This is a genomic window from Exiguobacterium antarcticum DSM 14480 (genome assembly GCF_000685865.1).
Classification (GTDB): Bacteria; Bacillota; Bacilli; order Exiguobacteriales; family Exiguobacteriaceae; genus Exiguobacterium_A; species Exiguobacterium_A antarcticum.
Window position 1 is genome coordinate 1,253,972 of record NZ_JMKS01000003.1, and the last position, 21,721, is coordinate 1,275,692.

Below are 21,721 nucleotides of genomic sequence, written 5' to 3' on the forward strand. Positions count from 1 at the left end.
TTGAATCTTTTGTTAAATCATCAATCTGATTAATATTAAGATTTATTAAGATTTCGTAAAGACCGGGTATAGTTGTATTCTTTTACAATAGCGTCTGATACAATCGAACTCGTGAAGTCACTTCACTATTCTCGTTCTTAATATGGAGGCAGAAGAAATGTTCAATAAAAAACAAGATCCATTCGCAATGAAATTATCCGAGATTGCAGGACACCTGCAACAAACGTCACAATTTTTTGTCGACTTTAAAATTAATGGAATTGCAGATGTCAAAGAATTCGCCCATAAAGTAAAAGACTTTGAAACTGCTGGTGATGACTTGATGCACCAACTGATCATCGACTTGAACAATGCATTCATCACACCGATTGACCGTGAGGATCTATTAGCGCTTGCTAACTCTCTCGACGACGTTCTGGATGGCTTCGAAGAATGCTCAGCGATTTTCGAAATTTATAATATCGTTCGTGCAGATGAACATATGATTCGATTTGTTGACGAAATTCATCTCGCTGTCAACGAACTTGCGTTAGCGATGGATCTTTTGGTCGCACGTAAACTTCAACCGATGCGCGAACATGTCATTAAAGTAAAAGAACAAGAAACGATTTGTGATAACTTACGTCGTAAATCAATCAAAGCCTTGTTTGCTACTGAAACCGACCCCATTAAAATCATTCAATATAAAGAAATTTATGAGTCGCTCGAGTCAATTGCCGATTACTGCCAAGACGCAGCAAACGTCATTGAAACGATCATCATGAAAAACGCATAAGTGAGGAGCTAACGAGATGGATAGTCTGTTTATCATCACCGCCATAATCGTGATTCTCGCACTTAGCTTCGATTTCATTAATGGTTTCCACGATACAGCGAACTCGATTGCGACTTCGGTGTCGACTCGTGCTTTGAAACCACGTCACGCCATCATCCTTGCGGCGACGATGAACTTTTTAGGTGCAATTACGTTTACTGGTGTCGCCAAAACAATTTCTAGTGATATTGTTGATCCGTCAACACTTCAGCACGGTAGTTATGTCGTCATCGCTGCTTTACTCTCAGCCATCGCCTGGAATCTCTTGACTTGGTACTTCGGTATCCCGTCCAGTTCTTCGCATACGTTGATTGGTTCAATCGCCGGTGCTGCAATCGCTTCTGTTGGTTTTGGTGGTATCGAAGCAAAAGGAATTTTAAAAATTATTCAAGCTTTAATCCTTTCACCAATTCTTGCCTTTACGCTTGGTTTTATCGTTTACGGTATTTTTAAAGTGGTCTTTAAGAAGGGAAATCTGGCGAAGACGAATCGTCGTTTCCGTCATATGCAGATTGCGACAGCAGCCCTTCAATCTTATACACACGGAACGAACGATGCCCAAAAAGCAATGGGAATCATCACGCTCGCTCTGATTTCATCCGGTTACCAAACAGATCACGACGTAGCACTTTGGGTTAAATTATCATGTGCGATCGCGATGGGTCTTGGGACATCAGTTGGTGGATGGCGTATCATTAAAACCGTCGGTGGACAGATCATGAAAATCCGTCCTGTCAACGGGGTTGCGGCCGACTTAACGTCTGCTGCCATCATCTTTGGTGCAACAGCAATTCACTTGCCCGTCTCAACGACACACGTCATTTCTTCCGCCATTCTTGGTGTTGGTACATCACACCGGAAAAAAGGTGTCAAATGGGGTACCGCACAACGGATGCTGATTACATGGGTCATCACTCTTCCAATTTCAATGGCAGTAGCGGCGCTCATTTACTACATCCTCGATTTCCTTTTCATTAAATAATACCCACTCCCCATCTAGCACGACTAGATGGGGATTTTTCCATAGCGATTAAGCTCCTGGAGTTGTCGCTTTGTCCATAATTCGCTATGATTGATGGCAAGAAGACATGCTGATTTTATTTAGGAGGAATTCCACATGACAAAACGTAAAGCCTTAACGATTGCCGGTTCTGACACGAGTGGCGGCGCGGGTATTCAAGCTGATTTAAAGACGTTCCAAGAACTTGAAGTCTACGGAATGAATGCGTTGACCGTCATCGTTGCTCAAGATCCTGACAACGCTTGGCACCATGCGGTTTACCCAATCGATGCCGAACTCGTCCGGACACAAATCCATACGGTCCTTGGAGGAATTGGTGTAGATGCGATGAAGACGGGTATGCTCCCGACTGTCGAAATCATTGAAGTCGTTGCCGAGAAAATCAAATCATCTGGTGTTCAAAACATCGTCATCGATCCGGTCATGGTCTGTAAAGGGGAAGATGAAGTCTTGAACCCGGATACGGCTAACGCGCTACGCGACATCCTGACACCACTCGCAACAGTCGTGACACCGAATGTCTTCGAAGCGGGTCAATTATCCGGTCTCGGGAAAACTCCTTCGACGATTGATGAGATGAAACTAGCAGCTGCTCGGATTCATGAAAAAGGGGCACAATATGTACTTGTCAAAGGCGGCAGCAAGATTGATCATCCGCGAGCAGTTGACGTGCTTTATGATGGAAAAGAGTTTATCCTAATTGAGGACGAGCGCATTGAGACACCGTACACGCACGGAGCAGGATGCACCTACTCTGCTGCGATTACGGCTGAACTCGCAAAAGGAGCTTCTGTGGAACAAGCGGTCCGCACAGCGAAATCGTTTATCACATCTGCGATTCGTCATTCATTCCGTTTGAATGAATATGTCGGTCCGACTGACCACGCTGCTCATCGTACAGTAACGTCTTAATCGCTCAAGAAGTCCGCGCAACCATTCGCGGACTTCTTTCTGTATACGAAAGGGGAAACACTATGCAAGCACTTGATTTAACAGCTGTTCAAGACTACATCGACAAGTACGCCAACACACCACTTTACGTACACGTCGAAACGACGAACGGGGCTTACGCGACGCACCAGGATCCGACGTTCCACAGCGCCGGCATGTTTTTCCGTAATGCTGAAATCATCTATGAACGTGGATTGATCACCGGAAACGGTCCGTACCGAATCGGGTTGAAACTCGCGCACGGTTGGCTGTACGGAGAAGGATTGACCGATTATGAGTTCGCAGGTGATCAGCTCTTGATTGCGGGACATGATATCGAAGGACGTCTCGCAATCGCCTTTGAACTCAGCCCGACACCATTCGCGCAAGGCGCAGAGGAGGTAGAATGATGGCTTATAATGAACAGGATCATCTCCTCGTCATCTTCCCTCATCCGGATGATGAAGCGTTCAGCTCAGCTGGAACGATTATCGAGCATGCTGAAAACCGCGGCCCCGTCACATATGCCTGTTTGACACTTGGTGAAATGGGACGCAACATGGGACGGCCCGTCTTTACCAATCGGGAACAACTGGCAACGATCCGAAAACGTGAATTGATCGCTGCATCCGAAAAGATGAAGATTTCTGATTTGCAGATGTGGGGATTACGCGACAAGACGGTCGAATTCGAAGATGAAGCGATGCTTGCGGAACGCATCGGTCGTTTGATTGAGCAAACTCGTCCCACTCGCTTGATTTCCTTTTATCCGGGATATGCTGTCCATCCGGATCATGAAGCGACAGCACGTGCTGTCGTTCGGGCACTACGGGCAATCGATGAGGCAGACCGTCCGGAATTTTTAGCGGTTGCGTTCGCCAACAATACAAAAGATGAGCTCGGCGAAGGTTCTTTCATCCATGATGTCAGTGCTTACACCGATCAAAAAATCGAAGCTCTCCACGCGCACGCTTCACAAACAGGTGGTTTGATGAAAGTCATCTCGGAAGACTCCAACATCCGTGACTTGCTTGTCAAAGAACGGTATTACCATTATCCTTTATGATTTCTCCACCCTTGGACGGTTTTCGTTCAAGGGTGTTTTTTGTCTTAGAAAACCCTTGATTGTCAGTCGACTTTTCAGACAGCTTCTGCTAGTGTGAATAGTTGAGACTATGTCTCCGGAGTTCGTAACCTCCTCCGTCACAAAAACTAGGAATGGGAAGTGTAAACTATGAAAAATGAACGTGCTCTTGTCGTCTTTAGTGGTGGTCAAGACTCGACGACTTGTCTGTTTCAGGCAATCAAGGATTATTCCGAAGTCGAAGTCGTTACCTTCAACTATGGACAACGTCATGCGGCAGAACTTGATGTCGCCCGCACCATCGCAGCTGAACTCGGTGTCAAACACCATGAGCTCGACCTCTCGCTCCTCAGTCAATTAACGAGTAATTCTTTGACTGACCACTCACAATCGATCACGACAAACGAAGATGGACTGCCCTCTACGTTTGTAGATGGACGGAACCATCTATTCCTGTCTTTCGCTGCTGTCCTCGCAAAAGGACGTGGGATTCGCCATATCATTACGGGTGTGTGTGAAACCGACTTCTCCGGTTATCCGGACTGCCGTGATGCCTTCATCAAGTCACTAAACGTGACACTTAACCTCGCGATGGATTATCCATTCGTGATTCATACTCCGCTCATGTGGCTCGATAAAAAAGAAACATGGGCATTAGCTGATTCACTCGGCGCGTTTGATTTTGTCCGCGAGCGGACATTGACGTGTTACAACGGAATCATCGGGGATGGTTGCGGCGATTGCCCAGCCTGTGAATTACGGAAAAAAGGCTTAGATGCCTACATCGAGGAGGTTCAACATACATGAAATTCAACTATGAAGCACCGGAAACGGTCGAGCGTCCGACGGGCGACTCGCTTATCTATACAACATCACGTGTCATGATCGTCAAAAAATTGACGTTTGATGCAGCACACCATCTGTATGACTATGATGGAAAATGCCGTGCCCTCCATGGTCACACGTACCATGTCGATCTTGGAATCAGCGGATTTTTGGATCACCGTGGGATGACACTCGACTTTGGGGACTTGAAAAAGATTTTTAAGGAACACCTTGAACCGTTACTCGATCACCGGTACTTGAACGAGTCTCTCCCTTACATGAATACGACGGCTGAGAATATGTCGGCTTGGATCTTCGAGACACTCGGAAAACATCTCCCGGACGAACGTGGTCTGCGTGTCGAGTTCGTCAAGTTGTATGAAACACCCACTGCTTTTGCCGAAGTCCGCCGGGAATGGATGCTTGAGTCATGACTCAACTAAAAAAAACACCAAAGATGCCAGTCCTTGAAATCTTTGGTCCGACGTTTCAGGGGGAAGGACGATCGATTGGTCAAAAAACGATGTTCGTCCGAACGGGTGGTTGCGATTATTCCTGTGCTTGGTGTGACTCTGCCTTTACATGGGACGGATCAGAAAAACCTGATCTCCTGACGGCAGAAGAGATCCTCACACGACTCGACGCTCTCGGTTCTTACGGTCATGTGACGATTTCGGGCGGTAACCCCTTACTGCACGCGTCAATCGGAACACTCGTTGATGCCCTGAAGACACGTGGCATCACGATGTCCGTCGAAACACAAGGCTCGTATTGGCAAAACTGGGTCCTCGATATCGAAGACGTCACGATCAGTCCAAAACCCCCTTCGAGTGGGATGACGGTTGATTATGATCGTCTTGATGTATTCTTTAAACGTTTACCGGAGCAACAGCGTGCGGTCAAAATCGTGATCTTCGATGAGTCCGATCTCGATTTTGCTGCTGCCATTTCCGAACGTTATGCTTTGAAGACCCTTTATTTATCACTCGGTAATCCGGATCCGGCGGAACAAGGTACGATTGCACCACGGATGTTATCCGGCTTAAAAACTTTATGGGAACGTGTTGCAGACGATGAACGATTTAATCATGCCCGCGTCTTACCCCAACTACATGCCCTCGTTTTCGCGAACGACCGTGGCGTCTAAGGAGATTAATTATGCGTCCAGAAGATTTAAACGATTTGTCCTTACTTGGTCAAAAGTCCGTCCCGTACATTTTTGAATACCAACCGGAAGTGCTTGAAGCGTTCCCGAACCGTCACCCGGAAAACGATTATTTCGTCAAATTCAATGCACCTGAATTTACTAGCCTTTGCCCGATTACAAACCAACCGGATTTTGCGACGATCTACATCTCGTATATCCCGGACGAAAAATTGGTCGAATCGAAATCACTGAAACTATATCTATTTAGTTTCCGTAATCATGGCGACTTCCATGAAAACTGTATCAATGTCATCGGAAAAGATCTCGTCAAACTGATGGAACCCCGTTATCTTGAAGTATGGGGTAAGTTCACACCACGTGGCGGCATCTCAATTGATCCGTATTACAATTATGGAAAACCTGATACGAAATATGAGCAGATGGCAGAACATCGCCTCTTCAATCACGACTTATATCCAGAAACGATCGACAACCGTTAAGTCCTCAAAAATCCTCCTCTGCCGGTATGGCAAAGGAGGATTTTTTGATTCGTTAACTAGACGGTAAATCAATGATTTTTGTCCGTTCTTCCTGCTGACGGATCATCTTTGCGGGCCAAATATGTCGCAGTAAATGATCGTAAGGGACATTAAGTGTTTTTGCTAGCCGTTCGATCATCGCGAATGAAGGATGGGCGATGCTCCGCTCAATCCGTTCCATCATTTCCGGTGTCGTCTCTGTCAATTCAGCCAACTGCTCGAGATCGATGTCCTGTCGCTCACGTAATGTGCGAATCCGTTCTCCATAATTCGCAAGCGGACTTATCGTTTCACTCATGATTCCGTCTCCTTTTCTAAGCACACCCTTCTCCGCTTTTGTTCCTGTTAACTTATTCCCGATTTTTATTTTTCAACACCTCTCTCTTTCGTACTATTCATGATATGAAATATTATTTCAGATAAATCATAAAAAAGGACTAGCTTTTTAAAAAGTTATCGCTTACAATTCTAAGTGCAAGCGGTTGCATTAATCGCTTACATTGTTTGCACTAATTAGATAAATAATAGCTACATAGAGGAGTGAGACACATGAAAAATAAGATTTCATTTGATTTCTGGCAAAAGCTAGGAAAAGCACTAATGGTAGTCATAGCAGTCATGCCGGCTGCTGGAATCATGATTTCAATCGGGAAGCTGATCGGGATGTACGGCGGTGATCTTGCATTGATGCAAACGATTGCAAGAATCGTTGAGGATTTAGGTTGGGCCATCATCACTAACCTCCATGTGCTCTTTGCGGTCGCCATTGGTGGATCGTGGGCAAAAGAACGGGCTGGTGGAGCCTTTGCTGCTTTGCTCGCCTTCATCTTAGTCAACCGTGTCACAGGTGCGATCTTTGGTGTCAATTCAACGATGCTTGCTGATCCAAAGGCAACCGTCACTTCATTGCTTGGTTCTGACTTAATCGTGAAAGATTATTTCACTTCTGTTCTTGGTGCACCCGCTCTGAATATGGGAGTATTCGTCGGGATCATTTCCGGTTTCCTCGGAGCCGTACTGTTTAACAAGTTCTATAACTTCAGTAAATTACCGGATGCCCTCGCCTTCTTTAACGGAAAACGGTTTGTCCCGTTTGTCGTCATCGGTGGATCAGTCGTTGCAGCATTCGCCTTATCACTCGTCTGGCCGTTCGTTCAAGGGTTACTGAATGACTTCGGACGCTGGATCGCCACTTCACGTGATACAGCTCCCATCCTTGCACCATTCGTCTACGGAACGCTTGAGCGTCTCCTCTTACCGTTTGGTCTCCACCATATGTTGACAGTTCCAATGAACTACACGGAACTTGGTGGTACGTATAAAATTTTAACTGGTGCTGCACAAGGTTCGACGGTCGCTGGTCAAGACCCGCTCTGGCTTGCCTGGATCACCGATCTCGTCAACTTAAAACAAGCGGGCAACACACAAGGTTACAATGACTTAATCAACAGTGTCGTTCCAGCTCGTTTCAAAGAAGGCCAAGTCGTCACATCACTTGCTTCTTTAATCGGTGTCGCGGTTGCCATGTACATGTCTGTTGACGAAGATAAAAAGAAAGCATACAAACCGGTTTTCTTATCTGCTGGTCTTGCTGTCTTCTTGACGGGTGTCACAGAGCCGATCGAATTCATGTTCATGTTCATCGCACCGGTCCTTTACGTCGTCTATGCTGTCTTGACGGGAGTCGCCTTTGCGCTGGCTGACGTCATGCATCTTCGGATCCATGCATTCGGGGCAATCGAATTGTTGACACGGATTCCGCTGATTGCGAAAGCCGGTCTGATGGGTGACCTGATCCGCTTCATCGGTGTCTGTATCTTCTTCTTCTTCTTGAACTTCTTTACGTTCCGTTTCGTCATCAAAAAGTTCAACTATGCGACACCGGGGCGTAACGGAAACTACCTCGATGACGTAGTTGTGGCTGACGGTGCTCAAGCTTCGAACGAAGCTGCTGCAACGACGGATCAATCACAAGCAGCACGCATCATCGGGTTACTGGGTGGTCAAGCAAACATCGAGGAAGTGGATGCCTGCATGACACGCTTGCGTGTCACGGTGAAAGATCCAAACCTCGTTGCACCTGAGTCCGATTGGAAATCAAATGGTGCACTGGGTCTTATCCTGAAAAATAATGGCGTGCAAGCCATTTACGGTCCAAAAGCGGATGTCTTGAAATCTGATATCCAAGATCGAATCGGCGCATAAACCAAAACAATTAGGGTAAATAAGAAAAGGTGAAGCTCATCATGAGTTTCACCTTTCTTTATTGAAAATCAGGAGGAACAACAGATGCGATTACTCACGTTAAATTGCCATTCTTGGCAAGAAGAACAGCAACTCGATAAATTGAATCAAATCGTCACGCAAATCATTCAACAGGATTACGATGTGATTGCCTTACAGGAAGTCAGTCAGCTGATGGATACCCCGATTCTCTACGATAACGTTCGAGAAGATAATTTCGTCTACTTGATTCAGCAGGCACTGCTCGAGCAAGGGATGAACTATTCCTTCGTCTGGGACTTTTCGCATATCGGATATGATGCCTACGAGGAAGGTCTCGCCATCCTGACGAAACATCCGATTTTAAAATCCGATACGTATTATATCAGCCGGAGTCAAGATACGATGGATTGGAAATCCCGAAAAATCGTCCGGGCGACGATCGATGTCGCAGGCACCCAGATTACATTCAACTCGTGTCACCTCGGTTGGTGGGAAGATGCGGATGAACCGTTCAGCGAACAATTCAATCATCTGATTGCGCGGATGGATCCCCTCGAATGGACCTTGTTTTTAGGGGACTTCAATAATGATGCGCTCGAGCGTGGGACAGGGTACGATTATATGATGCAGCGTGGACTTCATGATGTCTTTTTATTGGCACAAGAAACGGTCGGCGTCGAGACCGTCGAAGGAAAAATCGATGGTTGGGAAGAAAATCAAAAAGGGTTACGGATTGATTTAGTTCTGTCGAACCGAAAAATTGACGTAGACCGGGTCGGTGTCGTCTTTGACGGTGTCTTCGCCCCTGTCGTTTCCGATCACTTTGGGGTCGAAGTCGATATTTCCATTCAAAAAGAACCGATTTAACGGTTGACAACGCTTTCTTTTCTCCTTATGATGAGGGCAACAAGTAAATAGTGCGGATTGTGACAGTACGGCTGGCAAGACCGATTCAGCATCTCGTTTCTAGAGGTGTTGTTCGGTCTTGCCTTTTTTTGTGACCTGTCCTCTCTGCACACCTTTCCTGAAGGAGGAATCAGCATGGATTATAAACAAACAGCGGCACGTGTGTTGGAGTTAGTCGGTGGTCGAGAAAACATCATTACAGCAGCCCATTGTGCGACGCGTCTTCGTCTTGTCTTACATGATGAATCAAAAGTCGATCAAGCAGCCCTCGAGGATTTAGACGGCGTCAGTGGTGCCTTTTCCAGTTCCGGTCAATACCAGATCATCTTCGGGACAGGGACCGTCAATAAGGTTTTTGCTGAATTTGCTCCGCTTGCGGGCGTCCAGGTAGACGGTGAAGAACCGCTCGACGTCAAAAAAGCGGCTGCTCAAAAATTAAATCCATTCGCCCGGCTTGCCCGTGCGTTATCCAATGTCTTCGTGCCGCTCATTCCGGCAATCGTCGCTGCCGGTCTGTTAATGGGGCTACTCGGAATGATCAAAGCATTTGGTTGGGTCAGCGGTGACTCCGCCATCGTTCAATTGCTCGATATGTTCTCGTCTTCCGCGTTTATCATCTTACCTATTTTGATTGGTTTCTCGGCAGCACGCGAGTTCGGAGCGAATCCGTACCTCGGTGCCGTCATCGGTGGCATCATGACGCACCCGTCGTTGCTGAACCCGTGGACACTCGGAAACAGTGAACCGGAAGTGATGAAGTTCCTTGGAATGAACATCGAATTGATCGGGTATCAAGGAACGGTCTTCCCTGTTCTCCTGACGGTTTGGGTCATGGCAAAAATCGAACAACAGGTCCGCAAACGGACACCTGAAACGCTTGACTTACTCGTGACGCCGTTCGTCACGATTCTTGTGACTGGTTTCCTCGCGTTGATCGTCATCGGTCCGGTCGGTACGTTGCTCGGAAAAGGGATCTCATTCATTCTTGTCTTCTTCTACGAACAATTCTCCGTTTTCGCTGGATTGTTGTTTGGTGGTCTCTACTCGACGATCGTCATCACAGGAATGCACCACAGTTTCCACGCGATTGAAGCCGGACTACTCGCGGATAAGAGTATCGGTAAAAACTTCTTGCTCCCGATCTGGTCGATGGCAAACGTCGCTCAAGGTGGCGCCGGACTTGCTGTCTATTTCATGACTAAAAACGTGAAGTTAAAAGCACTCGCCCTGCCATCTGCTTTTTCCGCTTTCCTCGGGATTACGGAACCGGTCATCTATGGGGTCAATCTTCGACTTGGTAAACCATTTATCGGCGGCGCGATCGGTGGTGCCATCGGCGGTGGTTACGTCGTCTTGACGCAAGTCGCAGCAAATGCCTACGGTCTGACGGGTATTCCGATGATCGCCATCGTCGCTCCACTTGGTGCTTCGAATTTAATCAACTATCTGGTTGGTTTTGCAATCGCTGTAGCAACCGCGTTTGTCGCGACAGTCATCTTGATGCGTCTTGATGCTCGGAAACAAAAACAAACCGATTTAGCTGCCTAATCGAATATGGTGCGACCCGTCGAGCGTCCTCTTCGGGTCGCATTTGTTGGTTTTCTTAATTCATGGATTACCATTATAATGAAAAGAGAAAGGAGGTGGGCAGACTGATCATCTATAAAGTCCTCAACAATAACGCCATCGTTACGAAAGAACACGGTCAGGAACGAATCATCATGGGAGCAGGCATTGCTTTCGGTAAAAAGAAAAAGGATCCCGTTGATCCGATGAAAATCGAAAAAATGTTTATTCCTTCTTTTGAAAATGCAGAGCAGTTCAAAGAAATCTTGACGACGACCCCACTCGACATCATCGATTTGTCGGAGCAGATCATTTCCTATGCAGAAGGGGAACTCAAAACACCGTTTCATGACTACATTCATGTCAGTCTGACCGACCACCTCGCCCATGCTGTCCGTCTGGCTCGAGAAGAGTTAGTCGTCCACAACCGGTTAGCGGAAGAAATCCGTTTGCTTTATACCGCTGAGTACCAGATTGGGGAGTGGGCGGTCTCCCACATCGAAGATCAACTTGCTGTTTCTTTGCCAAAAGAAGAAGCCGCAAACATTGCCCTGCACCTGTACAATGCCCGTCAGCGTCATCCGAATATGGCAACGGCTCTTCAGACGGCTACCTTATTAAATGAACTCCGTGAACAGATTGAAGCTTTTTTTGGTCAGACCATCGAGACGACCTCGATGACCTACTATCGTTTTTTTACCCACATGAAACTTGTCTTGGCACGGATTGAACAAGGACAAACGTTACACGACATGGACGACGTCATTTTAGAAGCGGTCAAAACACGATACACCGACGCGTTTCAGTGTGCTGAAAAAATGGCAAGCTGGCTCGAGCAAGAATTACAGACGACGGTTCCGATTTCTGAAGTCGGCTATATGGCCCTTCATGTCGAACGGATCCGACCTGATTTCGAAAAGGAGCGATTCTTATGAAAATCTTTAGTTTAGGCGAAGCCTTGATTGATTTAATCCCCTTAGATGCGGACAATCTGACCTTTCAAAAAAATCCAGGTGGCGCTCCGGCAAATGTCGCCGTTGGTTTAGCGCGGCTCGGTGCAGACAGTTACTTCCTTGGATCTGTCGGTGACGATTCGATGGGACATTTCTTAAAAGATACCCTGCATCATTACGGGGTCAAAACGGACCATCTTGTCTTTGATTCGGCGAACAAAACAGGACTTGTGCTCGTCACGAATGCAACGGATGGTGAACGATCATTTGAATTCATCAATTCGTATCGCGCCGATATGAGTTTTCACGAAAAAGATTTACCTGCTTCCTTTGACGAGGCCGACTTGTTACACATCGGGTCGATTTCCTTGATCTCCGGTGATTCGGTTAAAGCCACGCGTCGCGCGATCGAGATGGCTAAAGAACAGAATGTCCCCATCTCGTACGATCCCAATTTACGGGAATCGTTATGGGCTGATTTAGATGCCGCCCGTTCGACGATTCGTTCTGTCTTACCAGATGCGCAAATCGTCAAACTGGCAGAAGAAGAGCTGACTTTTTTGACGGGGCAAACCAATCTCGACGAAGGGGCCGCTGAATTATTAGCGGAATATCCAATTCGGTTACTCGCCGTGACACGTGGTGCGGAAGGTTCCCTTCTCTATACGGACCGGTCGATGGCGGAAATCAAAGCTATTTCCGTCGATGCCATCGATACGACAGGCGCAGGGGATGCGTTTATGTCTGGTCTATTGCATCAGTGTGCCATCCGGTCGTTTTCGTTTGATTGGGGTGAAGATGAATTGCAGGACATCGGTCGTTTTGCTGCGATTTCTGGTGGTCTTGCTGCATCCGTCAAAGGAGCGATGGTCGCCTTGCCGACGCTTGACGAAGTATCACGGCGACTGACTTAAACTCCACTTGAACCGAGCAGCAGTTGTATCATCAAAGTAACTAACACATTCATGTACGTTCCTCATTTGAGACAGTAGACCCTCTGCTTTATCCGGAAATGGATAAAGACAGAGGGTCTACTTTGTCTCTCGCAATGCTGGAACTAACGTTTTCCCTGTAAGAGTCAAGTGACTCAACCATTTTTTAACGATCGGCCCCCCTTTTACTGGGCAGACAAAAATTCTTCGATGACCGCTATCGTCTCATCCTGCTGTTCTTTTGCCGTCAACGGGCTCGTGATATCCCCTTTTTGTTTGCCGTACATGCCGAAGTTTGCATGGTTTCCGTCCTTGATCAAATGAAACGTTGCGTCAGACCGGACGTCTTCTTTACTCGCTTCGATATCCTTTACGGGCAAAACTCCATCGCGCCCACCATACACCGTCAGCGAAGGTGTATCAATCGCGTCAATCGGATAGGAAGCCAAAAAAATCATCCCGTTGATTTTCGGACTATCCTCCAAAATCGTTGAAGCAGCACTTCCGCCTAACGAATGCCCCATCAGATACCAACGTTTGATTTTGGGATGATCTTCGATAATGGATAAGCCGGCTTTTGAATCAAGCAAGGCGATATTAAACGGTAATTTGGGAATTGCCACAAAGTATCCTGTTTCTGCTAACTGATGACCGATGTAACTGTACGCTGCAGGATCGACTTTCGCCCCTTGATAAAATATAAAACCGGTTTCACTTCCTGGATCCCCAAACTGATATCCTTGTCCCACCGACTCACCGGTATACTGTTTTGCTTCATTTGTCGGACCATAATCGAATTGTGCCCAAATCATAAAGACGGCAATTAGCATACCCAAACCAATGATGAGTCCGATGCTAATCCGTTTTAACCACTTTTTCATAGCCATCCCTCCTCTCTTTACAGTACCCCATCAAATGTGCTAAATCACATATGAAAAACAATTTTTGAATTTTCAGTTAATGTAAGCGTCTCTATCTCTTTTTCAATATTTGGTTTAAGATAAAAAAAGTATCGGTTATTCGAAAGGGGAATCATCTGTTTTGCCACGTACTGTTGTCTCCACGATTCAGTGGTTTTTGTTTATTATCTGTACTAACATTGCCCCGCCGCTTGCGATTGCTGCCGCATTTGAACTGTCAAGTGCAGATACACTCGCTTTCCTCTCACGCTGTTTATTCGTTTTTGCGATTTTAAGTCTCATTCAAGTGTTGTTTGGTCACCGTCTGCCGATCATGGAAGGACCTGCCGGCATTTGGTGGGGAGTCTTTGCCCTCTACTCCTCCATTGGAATCACGTTATACGGCAGCTATTCCAACACTTTACAATCCCTTGGTTTTCTACTGATTTTGAGCGGAATCATCTGTATCATCCTAACCCTGACCGGTGTGCTGCGTCGACTTGTTCCGTTGTTCACGCCCCAAGTCATCGGTGTTTACATGTTACTGTTATCTGCTCAGTTATCCGGTTCCGTCATGAAGGGATTACTCAACATCGAAGACGGAAAAATTCAGGTACTTCCTGCTATCATTTCTGTTTTGACTGTCGTCATCTCCCTGTATCTTGAACGCAGTGACCGGTTACGCCAGTATGCGTTATTGATTACCTTGCTCGTCGGTTGGAGTATGTTCGCCTTGATCGGTCGGGCCGAAATGCCAACATTCGACGGTCCATTCTTTACGTTCCCAGACCTGATGCCGTTTGGTGGCATTCATCTCGACTGGAGCCTGCTTCCAACAGCATTGATCATCTCATTGTTACTGATGACAAACGTTCTGGCAAATATCAAAGTCATTGAACGTATCATCAGTGCAAAACGTGGCGAACAGGTCAAAGGGCAAGTCGCGACAGCGGGTGTCACAGCCGGCATCGGACAAATTTTCGCCGGAATGTTCGGAACAGTTGGTCCGGTCGCGATTTCCGGAACAGCTGGCTTTATCGCTTCAACGGATAACACGGACCGTAGAGCCTTTGCGGTCGCCAATGTCATCTGTCTTTTTCTCAGTATCGTCACACCATTCGTCGGACTGATTGCGAAGATTCCGGTCGCGGTCGGATATGCGATGGTCGCTCCGATCGTTGCAGGAATGGCGATCATTGGTGTCACGGAAGCCTCGCGAGAACTGAATCGACAGACAGCGATGATTACAGTCGGACTTCCATTACTCGTCGGAATCGGTTCGTTACTCCTCCCAAAAGGCGCGACGGCTGACTTACCTCCACTCGTCACGACATTGATGTCGAATGGTCTCGTACTTGGGACGCTTGTCGCTTTGCTCGCTGAATCACTGCGTCACATCCGAACGAATGATTAAAAAAAGACAGCTGCTCTTGGAATGAACTCATCCAAGCCAGCTGTCTTTTTTCGTGTCATATTCTTAACGAATACCACGCATATACTTCTGAAGTTTTGGTGCGAAAGCAAACAGAATGATTCCGAGAATGATGGCAACCGTGCCGGTGATTCCGAAATAAGCGATTTCCGTATCTGCTCCGTAATATTTTACGATTTGGGCGTTAACCGCCTGTCCTGTCGCATTCGTCAAGAACCACAGACTCATTGTCTGTGCGGAGAATGCAGCTGGGGCAAGTTTTGTCGTCGCGGATAATCCGACAGGTGATAAGAACAATTCACCAATAACAACGAGGAAGAAACTAAGGGCGAGCCAAAGTGGGCTGACCGTCGTATCTGTTCCGAACAATATTCCTGGTAGCATCATGACGATGAATGAAAGTCCAGCGAAAATCAAACCAAACGAAAACTTCTGCATCGTCGTTGGCTGACGGTCACCGAGTTTGACCCAAAAACTTGCAAAGACAGGTGCCAGCACGATGATGAAGAGCGGGTTAAGTGACTGGAAGAATGCCGGTTCAAGACTAAAACCAAGGAATGATAAATTTGTTCGTTCATCGGCAAAAATCGAGAGGACATACGAACCTTGTTCCTGAATTGCCCAGAATACCGCTGCCGCAATGAAGAGCGGGATGTATGCGAGTAGACGTGAACGTTCGTCATCCGTAATTTTCGGACTCCGTAACATGAATGTGAAGTAGGCAATCGGAATCAGGATTCCAAAGAACGTCACCATCAACGTAAAACGATCGATCGTCAACAATCCTGTGAATGCTGCAATCGTCCCAAGAATGGCTACGACAACAACGACAGCGGATGCAATCGTGAAGAAACGTTTCCGTTCATTTCCTTCGAGCGGATTCAAGACATATGTTCCTGCTTGACCCAGATTCTTTTTCTTCGTCAAGACAAACACGATAAGACCGACGAACATTCCGATAGCGGCCAGCGCAAAACCAGCGTGGTAACCAGCGCGATCCGAAACACCACCCACGATGAGTGGGGCTAAAAATGCTCCGGCATTGATCCCCATGTAGAAGATACTGAAGCCCGCGTCACGACGATTATCGGTTTTGCTGTAAAGATCCCCGACGATGTTCGAAACGTTGGGTTTCAAGAACCCTGTTCCGATGACGATTAGTCCCATCGAGATAAACAAGGCTGTAATCCCTGCCGGCAATGCCAACACGATATGACCAAGCATGATGAGAATCCCACCATAAAAGACGGTTCGTGAGGTGCCTAACAGACGGTCAGCGACCCATCCTCCGATGATCCCTGACATATAAACAAGTGATCCGTAAACTGCCATGATCGACGCTGCCGTCGTTTTATCGATGCCAAGACCACCATTTGCGACAGAATCGTACATATAGAAGATGAGGATGGCACGCATTCCATAGTAGGAAAAACGTTCCCAAAACTCGGTGAAGAACAGGGTGAACAACCCTTTCGGATTCCCGAAGAATCCTTTTTGCGGAACAGTCTTATAGACCTGATCGCGATCAAACTCTGCCATATGATCGGCTCCTTTCGTCTACCTTCAATATGTGCACATTGTTCAATCTTTTTCCCGCTTTCCCCAAACGATAAGCGTGAACCAACCGATTGAACGTAAATACACTGTTTTGCCTGAATTGTCTCACTTCTTTTTTTGTTTGTGAGACAGCACTATATCATTCAACCGTAAATCATTTGATGAGTCAAATATTAATTTTGTTACAAAAAAAGAGCGATACGAAAAGTCGCTCGCTCAAGTCTGCATTTCTTTTGATTCAATGATCGTCACCCCGGGTGGTGCGTGTAATGTATGATGAATCATGGCCTGTGCGACCTTCTCCGCTTCAATCGGAGCAAACGTACTGCGTTTTAGTAATGGACGGAGTACGGTCGAGACACGCGCTGCCGCCTGTTCTCCGAACCGGAACTCATCCCGTTCCCCGAGCAATAGCGATGGTCGGAAAATAAGTAAGGCATCGTATCCGAGTACACGCAAACCGTTTTCCGTATCGCCTTTGACACGGTTATAAAACGTCTTGGCATTCGGATGGGCACCGAGGGCAGAGATCAATGCAAATCGTGTAGCACCTAAATCCATGAGTTCACGACCGACTTCGATCGGATACGTATAGTCCACCTGCCGGAAGGCTTCTTGTGATCCGGCTTGTTTGATCGTCGTTCCGAGTGCACAGTAGACATGATCCACTTCCGGCAGTTCAATTTCCGTCACCCGGTCAAAATCAATCACCCATTCTTCCAGTTTCGGATGAAACCGGTTCATCGGACGACGGACAAGCACGTGTACTTCCTGATAGTCTTCATGCGCCAGTAGTTGATCGACGAGCTCTTGACCCACTAATCCAGTCGCCCCTAAAATAGCTGCCTTCATCATTTATCCTCCTCTTGATGTTCCTGTTGTCCAATGGGTAAGAAATAAGAGCGGTTCCCTGTGATTCGCTCACCCGCCCGCACGCCGATAGCACTCGGCCGTCCCCCGAGGACAAATACACCGAACATATATGCGACTTCGGTTCCGTTTTCCAACTGCCAGGTCGGTAATTCTTGATAACGTTGATAAACGGCCGATTGATCAACAAATGAACGTTGTTCGTTGCTATACATGACGTCTCCATTCCCTTGATGGATCGTCACGGTATCTCCTTCTCTTCCGAAAATCGGTTTTTCGACGAACGCTTGACGTCGCTCTAAAAAGGATGCCGGACTTAAGTAGGTCGGTAGAAAATAGCGTTCAATGATCTCGTGTTCTTGGTCCGTCAGGTAGGCGTGGTTTGATTCATGTAACAGCCAAATCAACGCCAAGACCGATTTCGCCTGCATCAAGAACGCAGACGGTGGATTGATGATCTCAAGCAAACCCATTTCGACGAGTTGAAGCAATAATGCACCTAATTCTTTCCCGTCTTCATCGCGATCGAGAAGCGCCATTTCGATTGGAAAAGTCTGTCGGTATAAGATATCGATCCGTTTCCCGTCTTGATCGTACAGTCCATCCTCCGGACGAATCTCTAACTCATCCAGCGGGCAATATCCGGCACCGGCAACAAACTGTTGCAAATACTCTGTCGTCAAGCGATCTTCGATGTTGTCACCGTGTGACGTGAAGACGACATGCGGCCGCTGACTGATCCGGTGTGCCGCCGCCTCGACGGCACGACAAACACTTTCAGCGAGTTGCGTCGCTTGCCCTGGATTGATCGGCTGAAGTCCTACTTTTTTAGCAATCCGGTCATTGACCTCAAAGGATTCCTTGATGAACGTCGGTGTATCCGCATTCCACTCCATGACGGAGATGTTTTCACCGGTGACGATAAAATCAAACCGACTGATGACGGATAAGGGGCGCATCGTCTGTAACCGTAAAAACGGTACAGCTGCTTCCGGAAAACCAAGTTCAAGTAATCCCTGATCATCCATCGTCCACAAAATCGGAATCACCTTTTCAAAAATCGAATAGGCATCCCGTGCCGCCACCCGTAAGTTTTCGATTGTTTCCTTGGAAACCGGCATCACTTCTGTCAATGCATAGATGTCGCCATCCAGCAAATCCCAAAACGATTCGATATCACCATACAGTTTCTGACGTTCGTTCATCCGCCGAAGAAACCGGACGACGACCCCGTCCCAAACCCTTTTGTCTTCGCGTTGTAACTTTTGACCTCTTTTGATTTAGGAGTGTAACCTTTTGTTCGCATCGCACTATGCATCAGGGCACGCGACGCAAAATAACTGCCTCCCCAATAGAAGAAACCGGAATGTGTCGAGTTTGCATCGTCGCAATACCAAACACCTTCATCATTATCGTATTCATAATCGTCACAATCCGGATCGTCCGGACGTTCCGCCTTGGCATTATCTGATCCGCATCCACTGAGCGTCGTCCCAATCAATAACGTTGCCGCAAGTGATGCCTGTTTCATCCAACTCACATCTCATACCCCTTTCGTGACAATTTGTTATTCTAAGTATACGCTTTTTCCACCAAAAAAGTTTCTAAGTCTTATCGGAACTTTTTTTGCTTAATCCAGTAGAACAACTAAGAAGACTTAAGGAGGAAATCAGATGTCACTTGCCTATTATGTCGAAGACCAAAATGAATTCAAATCGATTTATCAATACAGCCGTTTTGCGATTGAACCGGACGAAATCATCGCCCACCAATTATGTGAATTTCATATCATCGAAGGTCACCTCTATGAATTACGTTCCAATGAAATGGAGGGCGAATACGATCAGTTGATCGTCGACCATGTCGAAGCTTCACCGCGTGATCCAAGTGACCGCGTCTATCCCCCCCATCAGATTCATTTGGAATTTCGACGGTATCAAGACAGTGGTCCACACCCTGTCATCAAAACAGTGACCGTCCCGAATCATATCCAGGCGATGCGCTTTTTGATTAAAGATAAATTAAACGTTCCCGACACCGGCGTCTTCGAACGAGACAGCTGTGAGATTGATTTAGACCGGAATTGTTACGTCATTTATTTGGGCGAAGAAGTCGTCTAACGAAAGAAATAAGCATAGTTCGTTTTCAAGACACGTTTTTTTTGGCATACTAGATGGTAAGAACGAATTAATCGAGGTGAACACACATGAGCGAACAACCAAAAAAATTGTCTCTTCAAGAAGCAATGATGGAGCAATTAAAAGCAAAAAAACAATCACAAACAAAACGTCCGACTGGTTTGCGCGGAACAGAAACAAAACAAATGACAAGCCAAAAAACGAAAAAAACGAACAACCAGAAAAAACGGACAGGTGTCTAATTGAATTCGTGAAATAAGGGAGTAGTTATGAGTATTTTAACGGTATCAAACTTAAGCCATGGTTTTGGCGATCGAGCGATTTTCGAAGATGTGTCCTTCCGTTTATTAAAAGGAGAACACATCGGTCTCGTCGGCGCAAACGGTGAAGGAAAATCAACGTTCATGAACATCATCACTTCACAGCTCGAGCCGGACGAAGGAAAAGTCGAGTGGGCGAAACACGTCCGTGTCGGTTACCTGGATCAGCATGCAGTTCTCGCTAAGGGAGTGACGATCCGCGACGCCTTAAAAGGGGCATTCCAATACCTGTTCGACATCGAACAGGAAATCAATGACCTCTATACGAAAATGGGTGAAGTCGAACCGGATGAACTCGAAAAAATGCTAGAAGAAGTCGGGGTCTTACAGGACATCCTGACGAACAATGATTTTTATACGATTGATGCGAAAGTCGAAGAAATCGCACGGGGATTAGGTCTCGACGAAATTGGGCTCGATCGTGATGTGCAAGAACTCAGTGGTGGGCAACGTACAAAAATTCTGTTAGCAAAACTATTGCTTGAAAAACCAGATATCCTGCTACTCGATGAGCCGACCAACTATTTGGATGTCCAGCACATCGAATGGTTGAAACGATACCTCAATGACTATGAGAATGCCTTCATTCTGATTTCGCACGACATTCCATTCTTAAATAGCGTCATCAACTTGATTTACCATATGGAAAATCAGGGGCTTAACCGTTATGTCGGTGATTATGACAATTTCTTGACTGTCCATGAAGCGAAAAAGAAACAACATGAGTCGGCGTTCAAACGTCAACAACAGGAAATTTCTGAACTCAAAGATTTTGTCGCCCGGAACAAGGCACGGGTCTCGACACGTAACATGGCGATGTCCCGTCAGAAAAAACTCGACAAGATGGATGTCATCGAACTGGCACAAGAACGCCCAAAACCAGAGTTCCATTTCCAGACAGCACGGACACCAAGTAAACTGATGTTCGAAGCCAAAGGACTGGTCATCGGGTATGACGAACCGTTATCTCGTCCACTTGATTTGATGATCGAACGTGGGCAAAAAATCGCGTTACACGGGGCAAACGGGATCGGGAAATCGACGCTTCTAAAAAGCCTGCTCGGTGAGATTCCTTCGGTTTCAGGAACGGTCGAACGTGGAGAGAACCTTCATATCGGCTACTTCGAGCAGGAGATCAAGGAAAAGAATTCGAATACGTGTATCGAAGAGATTTGGGGCACGTTCCCGTCCCTGACACAGCAACAAGTCCGAGCGATGCTCGCGAAATGTGGACTGATGACGAAACACATCGAATCGAAAATCGAAGTCCTCAGTGGTGGCGAAAAGGCGAAGGTCCGCCTTTGTAAGTTGATGAATACGGAATCGAATATTCTGGTTCTCGATGAGCCGACGAATCACTTGGATGTCGAAGCCAAAGAAGAACTCAAACGGGCACTCCAAGCCTATAAAGGAACTGTCCTTTTGATTTCGCACGAACCTGAATTTTATGAAGCCGTTGCGACGGATTTATGGAATTGTGAGTCATGGACGACGAAAGTCTTCTAAATGCGGACGAGCATAAGACGGATTGTTTGATTTCGATGTCTCATCGAAATCAAACA

24 protein-coding genes are annotated in these 21,721 nt (G+C 46.7%); 18 read left to right on the forward strand and 6 right to left on the reverse strand.

What is annotated here, in order from left to right; all coding sequences use genetic code 11:
- Positions 1-157: 157 nt before the first annotated feature.
- From P404_RS0107300 to queF, 9 genes are all read left to right on the forward strand, one after another.
- The gene (locus tag P404_RS0107300) at positions 158-775 is read left to right on the forward strand and encodes a DUF47 domain-containing protein (RefSeq protein WP_026830413.1); all 618 of its coding nucleotides are present in this window, start codon (positions 158-160) and stop codon (positions 773-775) included.
- A gap of 16 nt (positions 776-791) precedes the next feature.
- Complete coding sequence (locus P404_RS0107305; RefSeq protein ID WP_014971612.1) at positions 792-1,796, forward strand: inorganic phosphate transporter; 1,005 nt, start codon at positions 792-794, stop codon at positions 1,794-1,796.
- A 135-nt stretch (positions 1,797-1,931) separates the two neighbouring features.
- On the forward strand, positions 1,932-2,747 hold the full coding sequence (locus tag P404_RS0107310) for a bifunctional hydroxymethylpyrimidine kinase/phosphomethylpyrimidine kinase (protein ID WP_014971613.1): 816 nt from the start codon (positions 1,932-1,934) through the stop codon (positions 2,745-2,747).
- A gap of 62 nt (positions 2,748-2,809) precedes the next feature.
- Positions 2,810-3,175 carry a YojF family protein gene (locus tag P404_RS0107315; protein WP_014971614.1) on the forward strand — a complete coding sequence of 122 codons (366 nt, stop codon included), beginning with the start codon at positions 2,810-2,812 and terminating at the stop codon, positions 3,173-3,175.
- Positions 3,175-3,831: a bacillithiol biosynthesis deacetylase BshB2 gene (bshB2, locus tag P404_RS0107320; protein ID WP_034774097.1), complete on the forward strand. Its 657-nt coding sequence runs from the start codon at positions 3,175-3,177 to the stop codon at positions 3,829-3,831. The genes P404_RS0107315 and bshB2 overlap by 1 nt, the downstream gene beginning before the upstream one ends.
- Positions 3,832-3,999: 168 nt before the next feature.
- Positions 4,000-4,656, forward strand: coding sequence for a 7-cyano-7-deazaguanine synthase QueC (gene queC / locus P404_RS0107325; RefSeq protein ID WP_014971616.1), 657 nt, complete (start codon positions 4,000-4,002; stop codon positions 4,654-4,656).
- A complete protein-coding gene (queD, locus tag P404_RS0107330) occupies positions 4,653-5,108 on the forward strand; it encodes a 6-carboxytetrahydropterin synthase QueD (RefSeq protein ID WP_014971617.1) in 456 nt (151 codons plus the stop codon). The genes queC and queD overlap by 4 nt, the downstream gene beginning before the upstream one ends.
- Complete coding sequence (gene queE, locus P404_RS0107335) at positions 5,105-5,821, forward strand: 7-carboxy-7-deazaguanine synthase QueE (RefSeq protein WP_026830415.1); 717 nt, start codon at positions 5,105-5,107, stop codon at positions 5,819-5,821. Before queD ends, queE begins: the two co-directional genes overlap by 4 nt.
- Positions 5,822-5,832: 11 nt before the next feature.
- Positions 5,833-6,321 carry a preQ(1) synthase gene (gene queF, locus P404_RS0107340; protein WP_014971619.1) on the forward strand — a complete coding sequence of 163 codons (489 nt, stop codon included), beginning with the start codon at positions 5,833-5,835 and terminating at the stop codon, positions 6,319-6,321.
- 52 nt (positions 6,322-6,373) lie between these two features.
- Here queF and P404_RS0107345 read toward each other — a convergent pair whose 3' ends face one another.
- The gene (locus P404_RS0107345) at positions 6,374-6,658 is read right to left on the reverse strand and encodes a helix-turn-helix domain-containing protein (protein WP_014971620.1); all 285 of its coding nucleotides are present in this window, start codon (positions 6,656-6,658) and stop codon (positions 6,374-6,376) included.
- A gap of 251 nt (positions 6,659-6,909) precedes the next feature.
- On the opposite strand from P404_RS0107345, the gene P404_RS0107350 reads away from it, so the two are divergent.
- The 5 genes from P404_RS0107350 to P404_RS0107370 all read left to right on the forward strand — a co-directional run bounded on the left by P404_RS0107350 (position 6,910) and on the right by P404_RS0107370 (position 12,925).
- Entirely contained in the window at positions 6,910-8,565 is a 1,656-nt protein-coding gene (locus P404_RS0107350) for a PTS transporter subunit IIBC (RefSeq protein WP_026830416.1), read from the forward strand.
- A gap of 84 nt (positions 8,566-8,649) precedes the next feature.
- Positions 8,650-9,453, forward strand: a complete 804-nt coding sequence (locus tag P404_RS0107355) for an endonuclease/exonuclease/phosphatase family protein (RefSeq protein WP_014971622.1) — start codon at positions 8,650-8,652, stop codon at positions 9,451-9,453.
- Positions 9,454-9,627: 174 nt separating this feature from the next.
- Positions 9,628-11,040 (forward strand): sucrose-specific PTS transporter subunit IIBC, encoded by a 1,413-nt coding sequence (locus tag P404_RS0107360; RefSeq protein WP_026830417.1) that lies wholly within the window; start codon positions 9,628-9,630, stop codon positions 11,038-11,040.
- A 95-nt stretch (positions 11,041-11,135) separates the two neighbouring features.
- Complete coding sequence (locus tag P404_RS0107365) at positions 11,136-11,993, forward strand: PRD domain-containing protein (RefSeq protein WP_014971624.1); 858 nt, start codon at positions 11,136-11,138, stop codon at positions 11,991-11,993.
- Positions 11,990-12,925 (forward strand): carbohydrate kinase family protein, encoded by a 936-nt coding sequence (locus P404_RS0107370; protein ID WP_014971625.1) that lies wholly within the window; start codon positions 11,990-11,992, stop codon positions 12,923-12,925. The genes P404_RS0107365 and P404_RS0107370 overlap by 4 nt, the downstream gene beginning before the upstream one ends.
- Before the next feature lie 203 nt (positions 12,926-13,128).
- Here P404_RS0107370 and P404_RS0107375 read toward each other — a convergent pair whose 3' ends face one another.
- Positions 13,129-13,824: an alpha/beta hydrolase gene (locus P404_RS0107375; protein WP_026830419.1), complete on the reverse strand. Its 696-nt coding sequence runs from the start codon at positions 13,822-13,824 to the stop codon at positions 13,129-13,131.
- Positions 13,825-13,984: 160 nt separating this feature from the next.
- Between P404_RS0107375 and P404_RS0107380 the strand changes: the two genes are divergently transcribed.
- Entirely contained in the window at positions 13,985-15,256 is a 1,272-nt protein-coding gene (locus P404_RS0107380; RefSeq protein ID WP_014971628.1) for a purine/pyrimidine permease, read from the forward strand.
- A 63-nt stretch (positions 15,257-15,319) separates the two neighbouring features.
- On the opposite strand, the gene P404_RS0107385 is transcribed toward P404_RS0107380, so the two are convergent.
- The 4 genes from P404_RS0107385 to P404_RS0107400 all read right to left on the reverse strand — a co-directional run bounded on the left by P404_RS0107385 (position 15,320) and on the right by P404_RS0107400 (position 19,232).
- Entirely contained in the window at positions 15,320-16,813 is a 1,494-nt protein-coding gene (locus P404_RS0107385; RefSeq protein ID WP_026830420.1) for a peptide MFS transporter, read from the reverse strand.
- Between the two features lie 234 nt (positions 16,814-17,047).
- Positions 17,048-17,683, reverse strand: coding sequence for an NAD(P)H-binding protein (locus tag P404_RS0107390; protein WP_014971629.1), 636 nt, complete (start codon positions 17,681-17,683; stop codon positions 17,048-17,050).
- A complete protein-coding gene (locus P404_RS0107395; protein WP_026830422.1) occupies positions 17,683-18,906 on the reverse strand; it encodes a glutathionylspermidine synthase family protein in 1,224 nt (407 codons plus the stop codon). Before P404_RS0107395 ends, P404_RS0107390 begins: the two co-directional genes overlap by 1 nt.
- Positions 18,903-19,232, reverse strand: a complete 330-nt coding sequence (locus tag P404_RS0107400) for a hypothetical protein (RefSeq protein WP_014971631.1) — start codon at positions 19,230-19,232, stop codon at positions 18,903-18,905. Before P404_RS0107400 ends, P404_RS0107395 begins: the two co-directional genes overlap by 4 nt.
- A 142-nt stretch (positions 19,233-19,374) precedes the next feature.
- Here P404_RS0107400 and P404_RS0107405 point away from each other — a divergent pair, with 142 nt between their 5' ends.
- The 3 genes from P404_RS0107405 to P404_RS0107415 all read left to right on the forward strand — a co-directional run bounded on the left by P404_RS0107405 (position 19,375) and on the right by P404_RS0107415 (position 21,665).
- Positions 19,375-19,821, forward strand: coding sequence for a hypothetical protein (locus tag P404_RS0107405; RefSeq protein WP_014971632.1), 447 nt, complete (start codon positions 19,375-19,377; stop codon positions 19,819-19,821).
- An 86-nt stretch (positions 19,822-19,907) separates the two neighbouring features.
- Positions 19,908-20,081: a hypothetical protein gene (locus tag P404_RS18590; protein ID WP_014971633.1), complete on the forward strand. Its 174-nt coding sequence runs from the start codon at positions 19,908-19,910 to the stop codon at positions 20,079-20,081.
- A gap of 27 nt (positions 20,082-20,108) precedes the next feature.
- Complete coding sequence (locus P404_RS0107415) at positions 20,109-21,665, forward strand: ABC-F family ATP-binding cassette domain-containing protein (RefSeq protein WP_026830423.1); 1,557 nt, start codon at positions 20,109-20,111, stop codon at positions 21,663-21,665.
- Positions 21,666-21,721: the final 56 nt, after the last annotated feature.

Excerpts from the sequence above, each read along its gene's own strand:
- P404_RS0107300 (WP_026830413.1), top strand. The coding sequence starts at position 158 with ATGTTCAATAAAAAACAAGATCCATTCGCAATGAAATTATCCGAGATT.
- P404_RS0107305 (WP_014971612.1), top strand. The coding sequence starts at position 792 with ATGGATAGTCTGTTTATCATCACCGCCATAATCGTGATTCTCGCACTT.
- P404_RS0107310 (WP_014971613.1), top strand. The coding sequence starts at position 1,932 with ATGACAAAACGTAAAGCCTTAACGATTGCCGGTTCTGACACGAGTGGC.
- P404_RS0107315 (WP_014971614.1), top strand. The coding sequence starts at position 2,810 with ATGCAAGCACTTGATTTAACAGCTGTTCAAGACTACATCGACAAGTAC.
- bshB2 (WP_034774097.1), top strand. The coding sequence starts at position 3,175 with ATGGCTTATAATGAACAGGATCATCTCCTCGTCATCTTCCCTCATCCG.
- queC (WP_014971616.1), top strand. The coding sequence starts at position 4,000 with ATGAAAAATGAACGTGCTCTTGTCGTCTTTAGTGGTGGTCAAGACTCG.
- queD (WP_014971617.1), top strand. The coding sequence starts at position 4,653 with ATGAAATTCAACTATGAAGCACCGGAAACGGTCGAGCGTCCGACGGGC.
- queE (WP_026830415.1), top strand. The coding sequence starts at position 5,105 with ATGACTCAACTAAAAAAAACACCAAAGATGCCAGTCCTTGAAATCTTT.
- queF (WP_014971619.1), top strand. The coding sequence starts at position 5,833 with ATGCGTCCAGAAGATTTAAACGATTTGTCCTTACTTGGTCAAAAGTCC.
- P404_RS0107345 (WP_014971620.1), bottom strand. The coding sequence starts at position 6,658 with ATGAGTGAAACGATAAGTCCGCTTGCGAATTATGGAGAACGGATTCGC.
- P404_RS0107350 (WP_026830416.1), top strand. The coding sequence starts at position 6,910 with ATGAAAAATAAGATTTCATTTGATTTCTGGCAAAAGCTAGGAAAAGCA.
- P404_RS0107355 (WP_014971622.1), top strand. The coding sequence starts at position 8,650 with ATGCGATTACTCACGTTAAATTGCCATTCTTGGCAAGAAGAACAGCAA.
- P404_RS0107360 (WP_026830417.1), top strand. The coding sequence starts at position 9,628 with ATGGATTATAAACAAACAGCGGCACGTGTGTTGGAGTTAGTCGGTGGT.
- P404_RS0107370 (WP_014971625.1), top strand. The coding sequence starts at position 11,990 with ATGAAAATCTTTAGTTTAGGCGAAGCCTTGATTGATTTAATCCCCTTA.
- P404_RS0107375 (WP_026830419.1), bottom strand. The coding sequence starts at position 13,824 with ATGAAAAAGTGGTTAAAACGGATTAGCATCGGACTCATCATTGGTTTG.
- P404_RS0107385 (WP_026830420.1), bottom strand. The coding sequence starts at position 16,813 with ATGGCAGAGTTTGATCGCGATCAGGTCTATAAGACTGTTCCGCAAAAA.
- P404_RS0107390 (WP_014971629.1), bottom strand. The coding sequence starts at position 17,683 with ATGAAGGCAGCTATTTTAGGGGCGACTGGATTAGTGGGTCAAGAGCTC.
- P404_RS0107395 (WP_026830422.1), bottom strand. The coding sequence starts at position 18,906 with ATGAACGAACGTCAGAAACTGTATGGTGATATCGAATCGTTTTGGGAT.
- P404_RS0107400 (WP_014971631.1), bottom strand. The coding sequence starts at position 19,232 with ATGAAACAGGCATCACTTGCGGCAACGTTATTGATTGGGACGACGCTC.
- P404_RS0107405 (WP_014971632.1), top strand. The coding sequence starts at position 19,375 with ATGTCACTTGCCTATTATGTCGAAGACCAAAATGAATTCAAATCGATT.
- P404_RS18590 (WP_014971633.1), top strand. The coding sequence starts at position 19,908 with ATGAGCGAACAACCAAAAAAATTGTCTCTTCAAGAAGCAATGATGGAG.
- P404_RS0107415 (WP_026830423.1), top strand. The coding sequence starts at position 20,109 with ATGAGTATTTTAACGGTATCAAACTTAAGCCATGGTTTTGGCGATCGA.